We start from the raw sequence: 16566 nt of genomic DNA, 5'->3' as shown, positions 1-16566 counted from the left end.
CCGTCTAAGAAATCCACCAAAGGAGGAATTGCATGAAGAAGATTGTTTTGCTGGCGTGTATTCTCGGGATGGCCTCAATCGCCCTGGCTGAGGAGAAGGGAGGCCGGAAGGCGGATGAGGATGCCATCCGCAAGGCGTGGTCGGACTATACGGTGGCGTTCAACATGCGCATCCCGAAAAACATGACTGCCATTTGGAGTGAAGACGGCGACATCACGAATTTTCAGGGACGCACGGCCAAGGGGCGAAATGCTCTGGAGACCCTCTTTGCCGATGAACAGGCGACCGTCCTCAAAGACACGCGGATGATCATGGTCGTTCCGAATATACGCTTCTTGAAGCCGGATCTGGCCTTGGTTGATGGCGACGCGACCGTGGCCGGAATGTTTTCACTCGATGGAAAGCCACTCGTTCCCCAGAGATTGATTGTTTCGTCGATTGTGGCCAAGAAAGACGGGAAGTGGATGGTGCTGGCCGCCCGCGAATCGCTCCCCGGTCAGTGGGCGAAGAAGTAGCCTTTTCGTCGCAGTCCGGGAGCCGCACTTGCCATGGCTCGTCGACCATCCATGGTCGCCGTTGAAGGGCAAGTACGGCTCCATCCTGGAGCCGGGATTTCACGGTCGTCATCCTGACGCTCCGTGCAATCCCAGTGTAGTCGCACGTCCTGTGCTCCGATTCGGATCTCCCTGACCTGCTCGAAGACTCGCATGTCCGGGAGCCGGGATTTGAACCCGGGACCCCCTGCTCCCAAAGCAGGTGCGCTACCGCTGCGCTACTCCCGGAGCAACCTTCACGAGAGCGGTTCGATCTTACCCTCTCCCGACTGCCACATCCATACAGGGCGCCGGGACCGAAAGACCGCGCCGCATTGGACAAGGGATGATCTTCGAGGATCGAAACGGCGCGGAGAACGGCTTCAGTTGAGGACCGGCCTCGCTGCAGAACCCGCCCGGCCGCCTCGGCGGCCGATTCCAGGACGGGCTGTCGGCGGGCCTTTTCTTCCGGGGGAATTGAGCCGCAGCCCCCATGTACGATTACGGCGTACTGCGGCAAGAGCGGACTTTCGCGGTGAACGGGGGGAGGACTATTTCTTCTTCTCGGGCTCTTTCTTCTTGTCGCCCCCGCCGGCCTTGCCCTTGCAGCCTTTCACATTAAGGCTCCGGACGAATGCGACGAGGTCCTGAACTTTCTGATCGTCCTTGAGTTGGGGGCCCCAGGCGGGCATTACGGGGGACTTGCCTATGGAAGCGCCTCCATCCTTGATCACCTTGAAGAGAATATCATCGGTGATCTCGCACATCTTAGCTGCATCGCTGTGATCGGCCGGCTTGGGATTGAGGACCGCAGCCGCCGGCCCGTCGCCTTTCCCCATCGCGCCATGACAATTTGAGCAGAATTGCGCGTAGAGTTTCTTTCCTTCTTCGACGTTGCCCTTCTTGTCCGCTGCGTTTGCGATCGCGGGAGTCAATATCGCTCCCACAGTCAACAAGAACTTTCCAATATTTTTCATTTGGCCTCCTTCCGCACACCCCTTCCCGCAATCAATCGTACGGATGGGGTCTGCTTTTCGCCTAGGGCAGCAACCGCCTTCTCATGTCTCTCACGCAGGATGAAAACCCACGTCAGAACGGCGAAGACCATAACATACTTGCCCACGATCAACAAGGCGTCCGAGAGCGGCGAATCAATCAGAATGTAGCCGTCGATGCCGACCAGTGCGGTCAGGAGCCAGATGGCGGTGACGCCCCGGCGCGCATTTCCAAGAAGGTTGACGACTCGGTGGTGGAAGTGATCTTTTCCGGTGTACTCGATCCACTCCCTGAACGAATGGACCTTCCCGGAATAGATCCGCCCGACCGTAATGAGAAACATGTCGTAGATCGGGGCAAAAAGAATGATCAGCGGAATGCTGAGCGAGACCCACTGATCCTCAGCCCAGGACCCCATCACGGCCAGGGAGGCGATGGAGAAGCCGAGAAGCGTGCTGCCTCCATCGCCCAGGAAAATCTCGGCCCGGCTGCGCATTTTGAAGTTGAACAGCAGGAATCCGAGACAGCCTCCGGCGAGAGCGAAGGCAATCTGCGCGTAGCCGAGAGACCCGACTTTCAGCCCGATGGCTCCCATGGCGAAGGCGGCTACGAGCGTCAGGCCGGCGGCTAGCCCGTCGTACCCGTCGAGGAAATTAAACGCGTTGGTAAGCCCGATGATCCACAGGGCTGTCAAGGCATATTCCAAGCTCACTCCCCACCACGTGTTGGGAAGGAAGGTGAGGACCACATCACCGTGGATCACCAGAGCGGTCGCCAGGCCTTGCACGATCAGCCGAGTCAGCGCGGAAACGCCCCGGTAGTCATCCAGCATGCCTGTGAACGTGAGGAGGGTGAGGGCCATGATGAGCCATCGGATGCGGGGGTAGTAGATCCCCACGAGATAGATGGCGGCGATCATGGCGACATAGATGGCGAAGCCGCCCCAAAGCGGAGTGGAGACGGTGTGGACTTTGCGTTCGTCTGGCTCGTCGACCACATGGAGGCGGTCGGCGACGAGTTTCACCATGGGGACCAGAAGCACCGTGCAGGCGAAGGCAAAGGCGAAAATGATGGTCGCCCGCTGCCAGCCCGAGGGATCCGTAAGCTCTCTCAGCCAATAGGGCAGGAGCATCCCCATCACAACGATCATCGCGGGTTGGATGAGGACGGAGATCCGGCCGGTCAGTCGCGTCACGATGAGGCGGCGGTGTGAGGGCTAGAGAACATACCGGAGCGGAACGAAGCCTTCCGCGAATCGGCTGCGGCCTTGGATGCCTCTCGACACGGCGGTCGAACGGGAGATCTCGATGGCGGAGAGTCCGGCGATATTCGTCCGCTCCACCTGCGAGCGATGGGCGCCCAGCGCTTTGAGCTTCTCTTCGATGGTGGATTCGAGGTCCACGAACACCGTCGGACTGAATTCCACGCTCGTCATACTTTCAAAGAACAGCACGCGCGGAATAAAGCGGGTGGCGGTCACCATGTTGAGCGCCAGGTTTCGGTGATCTTGATGCGTATCGTTCGGATGGTTGGTGAAGACCCAATCGGGTTTCACCTCCCGGATGACGTTCTCGATCGTGCCGATGGCCTCGCGGCTGTTCGTGACCTCCGTGTCGTGAAAATCACCCCAGAAGACTTCTTTCGCGCCGATGATGCGGGCGGCTTCCATCTGCTCCTTCTTGCGGATATCCGCGTTGCCGCCCTTCTCTCCGGCCGTCATGATCATGAGGTAGACTTCGGCCTCCTGCTGCTTCCGGAACTTGATGAGGGCGCCGGCGCAGCCGAACTCGATGTCGTCCGGGTGTGCTCCGATGGCGAGGAGCTTCATCGGGCATGCCCCGCAGCGTGGGGGAGGATCTTGTGTCCCAAGGTTCTTGAACAGCCCATCCTCCGATGGAGTCTAGGGAGGTGTGAAAAAAAGTTCAAGCTCCAACTCGGGACCGACCGAGACCCGCCCTTGCAAGCTGCCGGGGGTTTTGGTAAAAGTCGGCCCGGCACCAAGGGAATGCACCAAGGGAATGCGTCATGGTGCCACGAAAGAAGAGCAGGCGGGCAGGGCCTGCGAGCAAGGTGGCAACGGCATCGCGCCGGGACGAAACCGCACGCTCGATGAGGGGGGTCTCGTAGAGCGGTGGAAGCCGGTTCGTACCAGGCGGCGAGTATGCTGAAAGGGTAGGTGCAATGTGAAGATACTCACAACGGTGAAGCGGGTCCCGGACCCCGAAACCAAGATCAAGGTCAAGCCGGACGGTTCGGGGATCGTCACGGAGAACGTCAAGTTCGTCATCAATCCATTCGACGAGATCGCCATCGAGGAATCCATCCGGATCAAGGAAAAGGTGTCGGGTTCGGAAATCGTTCTCGTCAGCGTCGGCCCGAAGGTCTCCACGGAGCAGATCCGCACGGGGCTCGCCATGGGGGCCGACCGCGGCATCCTGGTGGTGGAGGAATCGCCTCTCGATCCGGATAGTGTGGCCCAGATCCTCCAGAAGGTCGTTCAGAATGAGAAGCCGGACCTGATCGTCATGGGCAAGCAGGCGATTGACGACGACTCCAATCAGGTGGCGCAATCGCTGGCCGAGTACCTTGGCTATCCTCAGGCGTGTTTCGCGTCAAAGGTCGAGGTCGCGGCGGATGCGAAGTCGGCCACGGTCACGCGCGAGGTGGATGGCGGCTTGGAGGTCAAGGTGATCCAGCTCCCGGCCGTGATCACCGCGGACCTGCGACTGAATCAGCCGAGGTACGCTTCGCTTCCCGGTATCATGAAGGCGCGCAGCAAGCCGATCCAGGAGTTGAACATTTCAGGGTTGGGGATTTCCCTCGCCCCGAAAGTCAAGGTCCTCAAGATGGAAGCCCCTCCGAAACGGAAGGGGGGCGTGAAGCTGGAATCGGTGGATCAGCTCATCGACAAACTCAAGAACGAAGCGAGGGTGATTTAACCATGTCGTGCGTACTAGCCGTTGTAGGTCAGCAGGATGGAAAACTGAAGAAATCGACGCTCTCTGCGTTGGGGGCCGCTCAGATCCTGGCCAAGGAACTGGGCGTGCCGGCGGTGGGCGTGGTCATGGGCTCGAATATCTCGGGTGCCGCGGATGAGCTGGCCGGGTTCGGACCCTCCAAGGTTGTGGCTGTAGATGGCCCCTCATTGAAGGACTATCTTGGAGAGGCGTATGCCTCGGCGCTGGGCGAACTGGTCAAGAAGACCGGCGCTAAGGCGCTGATCGCGCCGGCCGATTCGTTTGGGAAGGATTGCCTGCCGCGAGTGGCGACGAAGCTAAAGGCCCCTCTGGCTACGGAAGTGATGGAAGTGGTGTCCGGCCAGTCGGGGAAGGTGTTCAAGCGACCGATGTACGCTGGAAATGTGATCGCTACCGTTCAGCTCGAGGGTCAACCCGTCCTCCTGACGGTTCGAACCACAGCCTTTGCCGCGCCGGGAAAAGCCGGATCGAAGGCCCCCGTGGAGAAGTCGGATCCGGGTTCCCCCGCGTCGAACGGGGCATCGTTCAAAGAGTTCCAGGCGATCAAGAGTGAGCGCCCCGAACTCGTGGATGCCGGTGTCGTGGTCTCCGGCGGACGGGGGCTCAAGACTCCGGAAGATTTCAAGAAGCTGATGGAACCGTTGGCCGACGTCCTCGGCGCCGCGATAGGTGCGACGCGCGCAGTGGTGGATGCAGGCTGGGTGCCGAACGATTGGCAGGTCGGCCAGACGGGCAAGACCGTGGCTCCAACGCTTTACATCGCGTTCGGCATTTCCGGAGCGATCCAGCATGTGGCCGGAATGAAGGACTCGAAGGTCATCGTGGCGGTCAATCGGGACGGCGATGCGCCGATCTTCGAGGTGGCCGACTACGGCATCGTCGGAGATGCCTTCAAGGTGATTCCGGAGCTGACGGAGAAGTTCAAGAGCCTGAAGGCGCAGCAGTAGGGAACAGCCATCGAGATAGCAGGTCGAGCGGGGCCGGGTGGCCCCGCTCCATTTTGAGGCGGCTTTTGGCTCAGCAGAGCCGATTTGATACCATTCTCTGATGGGTGTCAGTATGGTCGACGCGGGCTCGGCAGTTCTCATGGGCTTTCTGTCGTTTGTCTCCCCATGTTTCCTCCCGATCTTGCCGGGCTTTCTTTCATTCATCGCGGGCATGTCGGTGCTGGAGATCCATTCAGAGGGAGGCGAGGATCGTCGCGCCCTTGCGAATCTGGTCTTCAGGGTCGCGGTATTTGTCGTGGGGTTCTCCGCCATCTTTACGATCATGGGGGCCTCGGCGACGGCCGTCGGCCAGGCGCTGCGGAGCCACCAGGATCTCCTCCGGATCGTTGCCGGCGGGGTGCTGGGCCTGCTGGGCCTCCAGATGACCGGCCTGATCAAGATCCCCTTCCTCCTCACCGAACGCAAGTTTCAAGTGGGTCGGAAGCGGTCGGGGCTCGTTTGGATTTTGTTTGCGGGCGGCCTTTTTGGAATCGCGTGGTCGCCCTGCATCGGCCCCCTACTTGCCGGAGTGTTGGCCCTCGCTTCCCAGAAGGAAACCGTTCGCCAGGGGGTGATCTTGCTCCTTCTTTTCAGCGCCGGATTGGGTGTTCCTCTGCTCTTGTCGGCCGTCTTCTTCCGAAGGTTCCTGGGATTCTTCAGGAAGGCCAAGGGGTACCTGCGCGCCGTCGAGATCGGCTCGGGAATCTTGCTCCTGCTTTTTGGGGCTCTCCTCGTAACCAACCAGTTCGGACGGATTTCCTCGAAGCTGGAATTCCTGAATTCGGTGGTGGAGCGGTTCAACCCGGGGCTGGCCGCCGGGCCGGAGGGGGCGGACGGGACAGCGGCTGTGAGAAAAGAGAAGTTTGACTTGTCCCAAACATTTTACACCTTGGAGGGCCAAGCGGTGCGGGCGAGCGATTTGGCCGGACGGCTGACGTTGTTCAATTTCTTCGCCACGTGGTGTGGACCCTGCCGGTTGGAAACTCCGGAGCTTGTGAAGTTGTACGAGAAGTACCGGGAGAGAGGGTTCTCCGTGGTGGCGATTGCCGAAGACAGCGAGATGGAGGAAATCGAGAATTTCATCGAGGAGTTTGACATCAGCTATCCCGTAGTGGTCGACAAGGAAGGCAAGGTGGGAGACAAGCTCGGCCTGATCGGTCTTCCCGCGAGCTATCTTGTGGACGAGAAGGGAACGATCCTCAGATTGTGGCCAGGGCAGGTTCGTGAGAATGACCTTGAGCGTGCGATTGAGAAGGCGCTTCCAAGGGGTGAACCCCCGCCCGCCGGATTGATTCCCACCTCTCAGTGAGACATTGGTTTCCAGCCCTCCTATCGTTCACCCTCACGCTTGAAGCCGCGCCCGTAGCGTCGGCCGAGCCGGCCGATCCCATATCGGTAGAACCCCTCGTGGGGGAGGGAGGGAGGCGCACGGGGCGGGCGGTTGCCGAGCTCTCGGCCCTCATTGGAACAGGTACGGTGATTCACTATTCGAAACGCGAGAACAACCGAAGCAAGTTTGTCTACCCGCCCACTTGGGATGGCCTGAAGGGAAAGATCAGGGGAGGGTGGGAATTCGACACGAATACCTTCGTCGTGAATTCGTTGGGACACGTTTACGACGGGGTCCTGTACTACCAGATCGGCCGATCCAATGGTTTCGGGCCGCTCGGTTCGTTGGGCTTCTCGTTTGGCGGGAGTCTCCTTTGGGAGTACGTGGGAGAGTTCACCGACCGAGTGAGCGCGAATGACATGATCGTGACGGGTGTGGCCGGCGCGGTGCTCGGAGAAGGGTTCCACCAAACCAGTCTACTGGTCGAACGCAGCGGCCTGCCCCAGCCGGTCAAGCTTCCTCTGTCGATCCTGTTTGATCCGATCCGCAAGCTCAACGAATGGTGGGACGCCAAGCCCCGCCCGATAGACCGGTGACCCGAGAGGAAATCAGAATGAAGTGCCGAATGTGACGCCGAGCAGGTGAATATTCTGGGAAGGGGTCAACAGATTTCGCGAGGTGGCGCTTACAGAGAAGGGAAAGAGCTTCACGCCCAGATTGAGTTTCGGTTCATAAAGAAATCTCCCGCCGATTCGGCTGGATTCCAGCCCGGCCTCCAACGTCCATGGTGTGTAGGGCAGGGCGATCAGACGAAATAGGGCGCTCGGCCCGGTCCGGCTGTCTTTTCCCGACAGCGTCTTGCTGCCATTGTAGAACCCGGCGCCGACCAGGACCTCGACGAACCGGTGGGGTGATAGGGAAGCGAACGGATGTGCTCCCAGAAGGAGCAGCTCGCTTTGGGATCCCGGCCCCCGATCTGCCAAGCTGAACGATTCCGCCTCGATTCCGAACCCTCCGATCTTTCTGACTGCGGCGGAGACACCCACGCCCGAGATCCTTGAGGAAGAAAGGGCCTCGGCCCTCAGGTCTCTCCGCCAAGGATGGCGATAGGTCTTGTTGAACTTGAACACACCGGAGGATGATACTTTCTTCGAGGAGGGTTCTTCCCGGCCACCATGGCTTTCTTCCTCGGATTCCTTGGAATCGGTGACCTCCTCCAAGACTTTGCCTACAAGCTCAACCCAGCCTCCTGCATCGGAACCTTGGCCCGAGGTTCCAGGCTCCTTCTCCTTGGGGGCGGCAGGAAAGCTTCGGGGAGGCGGGTCCCTTCTCCCCGGTTTGACTCCGTATTCCGCCCCTATCTTCTCAAGCGGTGACTCCGAGGAGTCGGGCGCTTTTCTTTCGTCCGCGTTCTCTGAAATGCCGTACGAGGGTGCGTCCAGAAGCAGAAAAAGAGAAGTGAAGGCAGCGATCAACCCACGGCCGGTGGAAGGCCCCATGGCTGAATGCTACGCCCTCGGGAGGAGAGCGTCAACGCGTGAGCTTCTTGTACTTGATGCGGTGAGGGCGGTCGGCGGCGGGACCGAGGCGCTTGTGGAGATCTTCCATGTACTCGGTGTAGTTTCCGTCGAAGAAGACGACGCTGCTTTCGCCTTCGAAGGCCAGAATATGAGTGGACACTCGGTCCAGGAACCATCGGTCGTGGCTGATGACGAGGACGCAACCGGCGAAATTGGCGATCGCGTCTTCGAGGGCGCGGAGCGTGTTTACGTCCAGATCGTTCGCCGGTTCGTCGAGGAGCAGCACATTCGCCCCGCTCTTGAGCATTTTGGCCATGTGTACGCGATTGCGCTCGCCGCCGGAGAGGTCTCCCACGCGCTTCTGCTGGTCCTGTCCCGAGAAATTGAACCGGGCGACGTAGGCCCGCGAGTTGACGGTGCGCTTGCCGAGCTCGACCGCATCGTATCCTCCGGAGATCTCCTCCCAGACTGTTTTCTCGGCCACCAGCGCGTCCCGATCCTGGTCCACGTAGCCCAGTTTCACGGTTTCGCCGAGTGAGAACTGGCCGGAATCGGGTTTCTCCCTGCCCACGATCATCTTGAACAGTGTCGTCTTCCCAGCCCCATTGGCGCCGATGATGCCGACCACGCTTCCGGGCTGAAGTTTGAAGCTCAGGTTCTCAAGGAGGACGCGGTCCGCGAAGGCCTTTGACACCTGCCGGGCTTCTATGACGTGGTTTCCGAGGCGGGGGCCCGCGGGAATGTAGATTTCCAGATCTTCCTGCCGTCCCTCCTGCTCCTCGCTGAGGAGTTTTTCATAAGCTGAGATGCGCGCTTTGCTCTTGGCGTGCCGCGCCCTGGGTGCCATGCGAATCCATTCCAGTTCTCGTTCGAGGGTCTTTTGGCGTTGAGCCTCCGTCCTCTCCTGGAGAGCCAGCCGGCGTTGTTTCTGTTCGAGCCAGGAGGAGTAGTTGCCCTTCCAGGGGATCCCTTCACCGCGGTCCAGTTCGAGAATCCATTCGGCGACGTTATCGAGGAAATACCGGTCATGGGTGACGGCGACGACCGTGCCCTTGTATTGTCGGAGATGTTGCTCCAGCCACTGGACCGATTCGGCATCGAGGTGGTTCGTCGGCTCGTCCAGTAGAAGGATGTCGGGTTCCTGAAGGAGCAGCCGGCAGAGGGCGACGCGCCGCCGCTCGCCGCCGGAGAGTTGAGCCACGTTCACGTCCGGGGGGGGGCATCGCAGAGCATCCATGGCAAGGTCCAGCTTGCTGTCGAGCTCCCATCCGCCGGCGGCATCGATTTTCTCCTGAAGGGCGCCTTGCTTTTCAAGAAGCTTTTCCATCTCCTCCGGAGAGATGTCTTCTCCGAGCTTTGCGCTGACGGCTTCGTAGTCGCGGAGCAACTTGGTGGTATCGGCGACGCCTTCTTCGACGGCCCCACGGACGGACTTCGACTTGTCCAGTTTGGGTTCCTGTTCGAGGAGGCCGACGGAGTATCCTCTCGACAGGGCCACCTCACCGGTGTGCTCCGTGTCCACCCCGGCCATGATTCGGAGGAGGGTGCTCTTGCCCGAGCCGTTCAGGCCGAGGACGCCGATCTTCGCGCCGTAATAGAAGCCGAGCGAGATGTCTTTGAGGACGGGTTTCTTGAGAAAGACCCTCCCGACCTCGCGCATCGAGAAAATGACCTGTCCGCTGGCTTCCGGCATAGGCGGCTTGTATACCCTTTTTCGAGGGGCGGGGCTACTTTGAGGTGTTCAGGAGGCGTCGGACGGAGGCTTTGAGATCTTTGCGTTTGAGGGCGAAGTGGAGGATGGCTTCGACGACGCCGGCGCGGCTGCCCATGTCGAGCCGCCGACCGCTGAAGATGTGGCCGTAAAAGGGGCCTGTACGGGCGAGAAATCGGAGCCCGTCCGTGAGCTGGATCTCGCCACCCCAGCCGGGGCGTGTCTTCCGTAGGGCGTCGAAAATCGCTGGGGTAAGGATGTACCGGCCGATGACGGCCAGCCGCGATGGGGCATTCTTGGGTCCGGGTTTCTCGACCAAATCCTCCACGCGAATGAGCCTATTCGAAACGAGACGCCCGCGAACGATCCCATAGGATGCCGTTTTCAACGGATCCACCCGATCGAGGACCACGAGAGGCGCATGGACTTTCTTCCAGCGGCGGATCATCTGTTTCAGGCATGGGGGGGTAGAGTCGAAAATGTCGTCCGGCAGGAGAACCGCGAACGGCTCCCGTCCAATGAACCTTTCAGCGCAAAGGACGGCGTGGCCCAACCCCAGCGGTTCACGTTGAACGATCTTTGTGATCTTCACCATGCGGGAGATCTGCTCCAGTTCTCGTGCAAGGTCCGGCTTGCCCTTGTTTCGAAGCCACTTTTCCAGATGGGGAGAGGGGCGGAAGTAGTCGATGAGCGCCTCCTTCCCTGGGGAAACCACAAGAGCGATTTCGCGGATGCCGGAGTCCACGGCCTCCTGGATCACATACTGAATGGAGGGCCGATCGATGATGGGCAGGAGTTCTTTCGGGACGGCCTTGGTCACGGGGAGGAGACGGGTGCCGACGCCGGCGGCGGGGATGACAGCTTTGCGGATTTGCACGAATCCTCACCCCATCCCTTCGCGCTCGGCGAGAGGGAGGTGGGTAAGCGTGTAGGGGAGCAGCTTTAGCTGCTTCCATGAAGAGGGAGCATCTGAAGATGCTCCCCTACATGTTTGGGGGTGTTGGGATAGGCCCAAAGGATGGGAAAGGGGAGCGAGCGCTTATATCTTGGCGATGGCGTCGCGCCAACGTTTGAGGTGGACGACGCGCTCTTCGGGCTTCATCTTCGGCCGGAAGCGTCTTTCTTCCTTCCAGGCGTCCTTTACCGCTCCGATGCTCTTCCAAAAGTTCACGGCCAAGCCGGCGAGCAGGGCGGCGCCCAGCGCCGTCGTTTCGATCACCTTCGGCCGGATCACCTCTACCTCGAGGAGATCGGCCTGAAATTGGAGGAGAAGATCATTTCGGGCGGCGCCGCCGTCCACCTTGAGGGACGTGACGCGCACCCCGGAGTCTTCCTCCGTGGTCTTCATGATGTCGCACACCTGGAAGGCCATGGCCTCCAGAGTGGCGCGCGCGATGTGGCCGCGCGTCGTGCCGCGCGTCAGTCCGACCAGCGCGCCGCGGGCGCTTGACTTCCAATAGGGCGCGCCGAGTCCAACGAAGGCAGGGATGAACACCACACCGCCGCTGTCCTTCACGCTTTGCGCGAGAGGAGTGATTTCCTCGGATTTCTTGATGAAGCCCAGGCCGTCCCGCAGCCATTGCACGGCTGCGCCGGAAACGAAAACGCTTCCTTCGAGAGCGTAGGAGACGTCCATTCCCCGTTGCCACGCCACGGAGGAGAGAAGCCGGTGACGGGAAATCACGGGTTGAAGTCCGGTGTTCATCAACAGGAAAGCCCCGGTTCCGTAAGTGCACTTGGCCTCGCCCTGGTTTACGCACATCTGGCCGAAGAGCGCAGCCTGCTGATCGCCCACGAGCGCTCCGATCGGGATACCGTCCGGAAGGTAGGAAAGACCTTTTGTTGTTCCGTACACATCGGATGTGGGCCGGATGTCCGGAAGGATGTGCGAGGGAATGTTGAACAGCCCGAGCAGTTCGGGTTCCCAGCGCAACGTTCGCAGGTTCATGAGGCTGGTTCGGGAAGCGTTGCTCGGGTCGGTTGCGTGCACCTTGCCTCCGCTCAACTTCCAGAGGAGGAAGCTGTCGATCGTTCCCGCGAGCCACTGGCCGTCTGCGATCTTGTTTCGAACGACCTTCACGTTTTCGATCAGCCACTGGATCTTGGTGGCGGAGAAGTAGGGATCGATGACCAGCCCGGTGCGCTGTTGAATGAGGGGCTCCTTGCCGAGGGACTTCAGGCGCTCGCATCGTTCGGAGGTTCTTCGGCATTGCCAGACGATGGCATTGTGGGGCGTTCGACCGTCCTTTCGATCCCAGAACAGGCATGTCTCGCGCTGATTGGTGATGCCGATGGCCGCGATGTCCTTGCCTTTGGCTTTTGCATCGGCCAAGGCCTTTTGGACGGCCTGTCCAACCGAGGCCCAGATATCGGAAGGATTGTGCTCCACCCAACCCGGTTGGGGGTAGATCTGGCGGATTTCCTTGTAACCCCGTCCGTACACTTGGAGATCTTTGCCGATCAGGAGGACGGTGGTACCGGTGGTGCCCTGATCAATGGCCAGAACGTACTTGGACATAGTGCTCCTTTCGCTTCAGCGCGTTTCCCCCAGCGCGCTGCGCAGATATTTTCGGAAGTAGTCGAAACCCGACCAGACGGTGTAGACGAGCGCAATCCACATGAAGACCATACCCACGTCGTGCGCCCGAAGCCCGAAATAGGGCCGATCGAGAATCAGCAGGCCCGTAGCAATGTTCTGAAAAAGTGTTTTTCGCTTTCCGGTGCTTGAAGCCGCGATAACCACGCCTTGGGTGGTGGCCACACCGCGAAGAGTCGTCACGGCAAGTTCCCGTCCCACGATAACCATGGCCATCCAGGGATTCAGTCGGTCCTCCACGGACACCAGAAGGATAAGGCACGTCATGATGAGCAGCTTGTCCGCGAGCGGGTCGACGAGCTTCCCCATGGGGCTGACCTGTCCCAGACGACGCGCCAGCCATCCATCCAGGAGATCGGAGAACGAGGCGATGGTGAAGAGCAGGGCGCCCAGAAAGCAGGTGGAGGTGGTGTCGAGCCACGTCAGATAGAGGATCGCCGGGATGGACAGGATCCTGCAGAACGTGACGACGTTCGGCCAATTCAGAATCTTAGCACCATGTTGCATTGGCATTGGAGTCGATCAGGAGCGAGTGATGCTCCGGCAACAAGGTACATACGCCCCGCCTTTATTGAGTATCACGGGTTGAGAGCGGGGCTACCGTGCGGCGCGTAAGTCAGGGATCTCTTGCAGGACATATTCAACGCCGCACTAGGCTTGGGCAAGACGCTTGATTGTGCGCAGGATGGGAAACAGGCGGGGTCGAAGTGGAAAGAGGGCCGCCCACACGCGACCGATGGCCGGGTGGAGCGCCAGGTGGACCGTTCGACCGTTTCTCGTTACGCGTTTCACCCGGCCCAGGACCCGCTTCCACGCCGCCGGAGGATCGGCTCTCTTGAGGCGGTCGCCGGCCGTTCGAATCCCGTCCGTCCCGGCGTCAATGACGCGATGAACCCGAAGGATTCGCGCATCTTCCACCAGGGCCACGTCTCCCTTTTCGAGAACCGAATCGGGCTCGACTTCCACGATGTCTCCATCGTGGATCCAAGGCTCCATGCTGCCGCCCCGGACGCGGAACGACACGGGCCTCCCCGCCTTCAAAGTGGACACCAGATGGTCCCGGGCCAGCTCGTCGTGGAGGGCCGAGCGCGTGGCACCCGTATTCATGAATCCGATTTCTTCGGCAGGAGAGACGCGGCGATCGAGTAGAGGAAGCAGAGCCCGGCCAAGGCGGCGAATGACTTGGGCCCAACACCGTGGATATGCGCCTCCCCCACCCTCAGGATTCCGCCGGCGAGGGTGCTCACGATTCCGAGGTAAAGAACGAAAGGGCTCAGTCTCTGCATCCGGGCTCTCCTCTCACTGCTTCTGAAGGGCGTTGATCTGGGTCACCAAGTTCAAGGGAAGCAAGACGCTTCCCGCCAACTGAGTGTACGCGGCCACCCATTGGTTGATCGTGTAGATGGCGTGTCGGGGCACGTAGATGATGTCGCGGTTTTGAATCGGAATATTCTGGGTGCTGTCTCCCTTCTTGACCAATCGTTCAAGGTTGACGGTGAGAATTTCAGGTCGCTCCAGGCCGGGCCTGAGGATTCCCACGCCGCTGATTTTGGCTTGGAGGGAGTAGCCCCCTGCATCCGCGATCACATCCAGAATGGTGGCCCCGTCGCGAAGAGGAAAGGCGCCGGGTTGCAGGACTTCGCCGAATACGTAGATGCGGTTGACCGACTGCTGCAGGGAGGGGACGAAGACGACCTCTCCGGGCGACACGTAGATGTTCTGGGATTGGTCGCCTTCGAAGAGAACCCGGAACATGTTGATGTACTGCGTCTGCCCCTGCGGATTGGCGATGGAGACGTTTTTCAGATCCGCATCGATGTTCGGCCCCCCGGCGGCGGCGATTACCTCCACGATGCGGGTGGGCTTGGAGAGCGGCACGACGCGTGATCCCGCGGCAGCAGTCGTTCCTCCGATGGCGCCGATCACGAGAACCCGCTGGCTGTTGAACTCTTTGACGACGACATCGACCAGCGGCTCCTTGTAGTATCGCTTCAATTCGTTTTCGAGGGCGGCGATGGCGTCCTTCACACTATTGCCTGCGATCATGACATCCCGAAGAAAAAGGAAGGAGATGGTTCCATCGGACCGGACATTCACGACATAGGCTTCGGGTTTGCCTCTCTGCCAAAGTGTGATCGCCAGAACGTCCCCCGGCCCGATGACATACGGCCTTTCTTCGACAAACCGCGGTGGCGGCGGGATCTCGGTTCCGGCGGCTGCCTGAGACGCCGACTGTGGCAGCTCGGCTTCGGGCAGCTTGATGACCACTTCCACAGCTCGATTGGCCTCTGGGACGGGGGAGAGGGGAGCGGTTTCGCCCAGCGCGCTGAAGGTGATGAGGCTCTTGTTCACCCCCAGCTCGGACAGATAATCTCCAACGGACTCGGCGCGGATCCGCGAGAGTTTCTCCAAGTTCTCAATCGCGGGTGGGAGTTGCGCGTCCGGCTCGGCGTGGCCCACCAATTCGACCGTGGCGCCCGGATGTTTCTTGATGAAGGCCACGACGTATTCGAGCGCGGATTTGGCCTGGGCCGAAAGGGCGATTTGGGAATGGTCGAAGTAGATGACGATGGTCGTCTCGAGGGGCGCCCGGCGATAATTGCCGGTTTCCGACGTCGAATCCAATTCCAGAGGGGTCGTGCCCACCGGGAGTATTCCGGTTTTCGCGCTACCGAAAAGCTTTCCGGCGTTCCCCGTGGACCAGAGGCGGATACCTTCGCCGTAGGAAGCGGCGACGATCTCAGGTGTTCCATCGCCGTTGAGATCGCCGACCCGGAAGCCGTAATAATCACCTCGAATGGGAAGCCCGACATCCTGAATCTGCCACGATCCATCCTGTTGCCACCATTGCATGCCGGCTCCGGTGTGCGAGGCCCCCACCAAGTCCAGCTGGCCGTTGCCATTGAGGTCGCCGACCCAGATCTTCCAGAAATTGCCCCGTTTGAAGATCGGCTTGGGTTTCTCCCAGCCGTCCTCCCCTTTGTTGCGGATCACGGAGACGCCCCTGTTGGGATACAGCGCCACGAGGAGATCCTTAAGTCCGTCCTTGTCCACGTCGGCCACCCCAACACTCCAGATGCCTTGCTTCATTTGGGGGGACATGGGGTAGGCCCACCAGCCCCCTCGACCGTCTCCTCGCCAGATTCGCACGGAGCTTGTGGGGCCCCAGAAGGCGGCGACGATGTCCGGCTTGTTGTCTCCATCGAAGTCGGTGACGATGACATCTCGGCACTGGCCTTCCGAGCGAGGGCCCGTGTCCGTATCGAACTTGCCCTTGCCGGTATTCAACCACACCTGGATCCCGGCGATTTGGTCGCGATATTGGAAGTTGCATCCCACAAGGTCCACCGCGCCGTCGCCATTCAGGTCCGTCATTCGAAGGGTGGAATACGAACCGCCTTGGGCCAGCATCCCGGCGGAATACCAGGTTCCGTCCCGACCGTTGAGGAGGACCTCGATCCCTCGGCCGCTGGGGGAGGCGACGATGTCGTTCCAACCATCGCTATTCACATCGCCGATCTCAATCGTGTCCACGAGCAGATTCTTCCGAATCAGCATGGAGAGGTCCAGGCGGGATCCCTCCGCCGAGCTCAGCCAAACGTTGATGCCTCCCACCTTGGAGTTGCCTCCGATGACGTCCAGATACCCATCGTTGTTGACGTCGCCGACGGCCACATCGCGGAAGAAACCGTTCGTCTCGAAAATGCCCCGCACGAGGGACCATCCGGGGGCGTCTTTTTTGATCAGCGGTTGTTTCGCGCACGCCGCAAAAAGGAGCGCGGCGAGCATCATGCGCAATCGGGGATATTCAGTCATTTCCCACCTCCTTGCATGGACGAAGAGTGCATCCTTGCTGAAACATCAGGGCGCCGTCCCACTCCGCTTCGCTTCGGGGACGGCGAGATGAATCAACATG

16 protein-coding genes, 1 tRNA gene and 1 pseudogene are annotated in these 16566 nt (G+C 60.3%); 5 read left to right on the top strand and 13 right to left on the bottom strand.

What is annotated here, in order from left to right; translation table 11 throughout:
- Positions 1 to 32: 32 nt before the first annotated feature.
- Positions 33 to 515 (top strand): SgcJ/EcaC family oxidoreductase, encoded by a 483-nt coding sequence (locus HYT87_00515; GenBank protein ID MBI2058228.1) that lies wholly within the window; start codon positions 33 to 35, stop codon positions 513 to 515.
- A gap of 195 nt (positions 516 to 710) precedes the next feature.
- Here the strand turns inward: HYT87_00515 and HYT87_00510 are convergent.
- The 5 genes and pseudogenes from HYT87_00510 to HYT87_00490 all read right to left on the bottom strand — a co-directional run bounded on the left by HYT87_00510 (position 711) and on the right by HYT87_00490 (position 3357).
- Positions 711 to 782, bottom strand: a tRNA-Pro gene (locus tag HYT87_00510).
- A gap of 79 nt (positions 783 to 861) precedes the next feature.
- Positions 862 to 1053 (bottom strand): annotated as a pseudogene (locus HYT87_00505) (isoaspartyl peptidase/L-asparaginase).
- Between the two features lie 31 nt (positions 1054 to 1084).
- The gene (locus HYT87_00500; protein ID MBI2058227.1) at positions 1085 to 1510 is read right to left on the bottom strand and encodes a cytochrome c; all 426 of its coding nucleotides are present in this window, start codon (positions 1508 to 1510) and stop codon (positions 1085 to 1087) included.
- Positions 1507 to 2724: an undecaprenyl/decaprenyl-phosphate alpha-N-acetylglucosaminyl 1-phosphate transferase gene (locus HYT87_00495; protein ID MBI2058226.1), complete on the bottom strand. Its 1218-nt coding sequence runs from the start codon at positions 2722 to 2724 to the stop codon at positions 1507 to 1509. The genes HYT87_00500 and HYT87_00495 overlap by 4 nt, the downstream gene beginning before the upstream one ends.
- A 21-nt stretch (positions 2725 to 2745) precedes the next feature.
- Positions 2746 to 3357 (bottom strand): PIG-L family deacetylase, encoded by a 612-nt coding sequence (locus HYT87_00490; GenBank protein MBI2058225.1) that lies wholly within the window; start codon positions 3355 to 3357, stop codon positions 2746 to 2748.
- Positions 3358 to 3712: 355 nt separating this feature from the next.
- Here HYT87_00490 and HYT87_00485 point away from each other — a divergent pair, with 355 nt between their 5' ends.
- From HYT87_00485 to HYT87_00470, 4 genes are all read left to right on the top strand, one after another.
- Positions 3713 to 4468, top strand: a complete 756-nt coding sequence (locus HYT87_00485) for an electron transfer flavoprotein subunit beta/FixA family protein (GenBank protein ID MBI2058224.1) — start codon at positions 3713 to 3715, stop codon at positions 4466 to 4468.
- 2 nt (positions 4469 to 4470) lie between these two features.
- Complete coding sequence (locus HYT87_00480; protein MBI2058223.1) at positions 4471 to 5454, top strand: electron transfer flavoprotein subunit alpha/FixB family protein; 984 nt, start codon at positions 4471 to 4473, stop codon at positions 5452 to 5454.
- A gap of 100 nt (positions 5455 to 5554) precedes the next feature.
- Entirely contained in the window at positions 5555 to 6802 is a 1248-nt protein-coding gene (locus HYT87_00475) for a redoxin domain-containing protein (GenBank protein ID MBI2058222.1), read from the top strand.
- On the top strand, positions 6799 to 7419 hold the full coding sequence (locus tag HYT87_00470) for a DUF3943 domain-containing protein (GenBank protein ID MBI2058221.1): 621 nt from the start codon (positions 6799 to 6801) through the stop codon (positions 7417 to 7419). The genes HYT87_00475 and HYT87_00470 overlap by 4 nt, the downstream gene beginning before the upstream one ends.
- Before the next feature lie 12 nt (positions 7420 to 7431).
- On the opposite strand, the gene HYT87_00465 is transcribed toward HYT87_00470, so the two are convergent.
- The 8 genes from HYT87_00465 to HYT87_00430 form a co-directional block, all read right to left on the bottom strand.
- On the bottom strand, positions 7432 to 8322 hold the full coding sequence (locus HYT87_00465) for a hypothetical protein (protein MBI2058220.1): 891 nt from the start codon (positions 8320 to 8322) through the stop codon (positions 7432 to 7434).
- Between the two features lie 31 nt (positions 8323 to 8353).
- Positions 8354 to 10036: an energy-dependent translational throttle protein EttA gene (ettA, locus tag HYT87_00460; protein ID MBI2058219.1), complete on the bottom strand. Its 1683-nt coding sequence runs from the start codon at positions 10034 to 10036 to the stop codon at positions 8354 to 8356.
- A gap of 34 nt (positions 10037 to 10070) precedes the next feature.
- Positions 10071 to 10931 (bottom strand): UTP--glucose-1-phosphate uridylyltransferase, encoded by an 861-nt coding sequence (locus HYT87_00455; GenBank protein ID MBI2058218.1) that lies wholly within the window; start codon positions 10929 to 10931, stop codon positions 10071 to 10073.
- A 162-nt stretch (positions 10932 to 11093) separates the two neighbouring features.
- A complete protein-coding gene (gene glpK, locus HYT87_00450; protein MBI2058217.1) occupies positions 11094 to 12572 on the bottom strand; it encodes a glycerol kinase GlpK in 1479 nt (492 codons plus the stop codon).
- Between the two features lie 15 nt (positions 12573 to 12587).
- Positions 12588 to 13157: a CDP-diacylglycerol--glycerol-3-phosphate 3-phosphatidyltransferase gene (gene pgsA / locus HYT87_00445; protein MBI2058216.1), complete on the bottom strand. Its 570-nt coding sequence runs from the start codon at positions 13155 to 13157 to the stop codon at positions 12588 to 12590.
- Positions 13158 to 13301: 144 nt separating this feature from the next.
- Positions 13302 to 13757, bottom strand: a complete 456-nt coding sequence (locus HYT87_00440; GenBank protein ID MBI2058215.1) for a S24/S26 family peptidase — start codon at positions 13755 to 13757, stop codon at positions 13302 to 13304.
- Entirely contained in the window at positions 13754 to 13936 is a 183-nt protein-coding gene (locus HYT87_00435; protein MBI2058214.1) for a hypothetical protein, read from the bottom strand. Before HYT87_00435 ends, HYT87_00440 begins: the two co-directional genes overlap by 4 nt.
- Positions 13937 to 13949: 13 nt before the next feature.
- A complete protein-coding gene (locus HYT87_00430; GenBank protein MBI2058213.1) occupies positions 13950 to 16466 on the bottom strand; it encodes a VCBS repeat-containing protein in 2517 nt (838 codons plus the stop codon).
- Between the last annotated feature and the right edge of the window lie 100 nt (positions 16467 to 16566).

The organism is Nitrospirota bacterium (genome assembly GCA_016180645.1).
Classification (GTDB): Bacteria; JACPQY01; JACPQY01; order JACPQY01; family JACPQY01; genus JACPAV01.
The sequence above is the reverse complement of the archived record's forward strand: the minus strand, read 5'-3'. Positions and strand labels throughout refer to the sequence as shown.

Bases quoted from the DNA above. Each gene is read 5' to 3' on its own strand.
- HYT87_00475 (MBI2058222.1), top strand. From the start codon at position 5,555: ATGGGTGTCAGTATGGTCGACGCGGGCTCGGCAGTTCTCATGGGCTTT.
- HYT87_00500 (MBI2058227.1), bottom strand. From the start codon at position 1,510: ATGAAAAATATTGGAAAGTTCTTGTTGACTGTGGGAGCGATATTGACT.
- HYT87_00465 (MBI2058220.1), bottom strand. From the start codon at position 8,322: ATGGGGCCTTCCACCGGCCGTGGGTTGATCGCTGCCTTCACTTCTCTT.
- ettA (MBI2058219.1), bottom strand. From the start codon at position 10,036: ATGCCGGAAGCCAGCGGACAGGTCATTTTCTCGATGCGCGAGGTCGGG.
- pgsA (MBI2058216.1), bottom strand. From the start codon at position 13,157: ATGCAACATGGTGCTAAGATTCTGAATTGGCCGAACGTCGTCACGTTC.
- HYT87_00430 (MBI2058213.1), bottom strand. From the start codon at position 16,466: ATGACTGAATATCCCCGATTGCGCATGATGCTCGCCGCGCTCCTTTTT.
- HYT87_00440 (MBI2058215.1), bottom strand. From the start codon at position 13,757: ATGAATACGGGTGCCACGCGCTCGGCCCTCCACGACGAGCTGGCCCGG.
- glpK (MBI2058217.1), bottom strand. From the start codon at position 12,572: ATGTCCAAGTACGTTCTGGCCATTGATCAGGGCACCACCGGTACCACC.
- HYT87_00480 (MBI2058223.1), top strand. From the start codon at position 4,471: ATGTCGTGCGTACTAGCCGTTGTAGGTCAGCAGGATGGAAAACTGAAG.
- HYT87_00435 (MBI2058214.1), bottom strand. From the start codon at position 13,936: ATGCAGAGACTGAGCCCTTTCGTTCTTTACCTCGGAATCGTGAGCACC.
- HYT87_00490 (MBI2058225.1), bottom strand. From the start codon at position 3,357: ATGAAGCTCCTCGCCATCGGAGCACACCCGGACGACATCGAGTTCGGC.
- HYT87_00515 (MBI2058228.1), top strand. From the start codon at position 33: ATGAAGAAGATTGTTTTGCTGGCGTGTATTCTCGGGATGGCCTCAATC.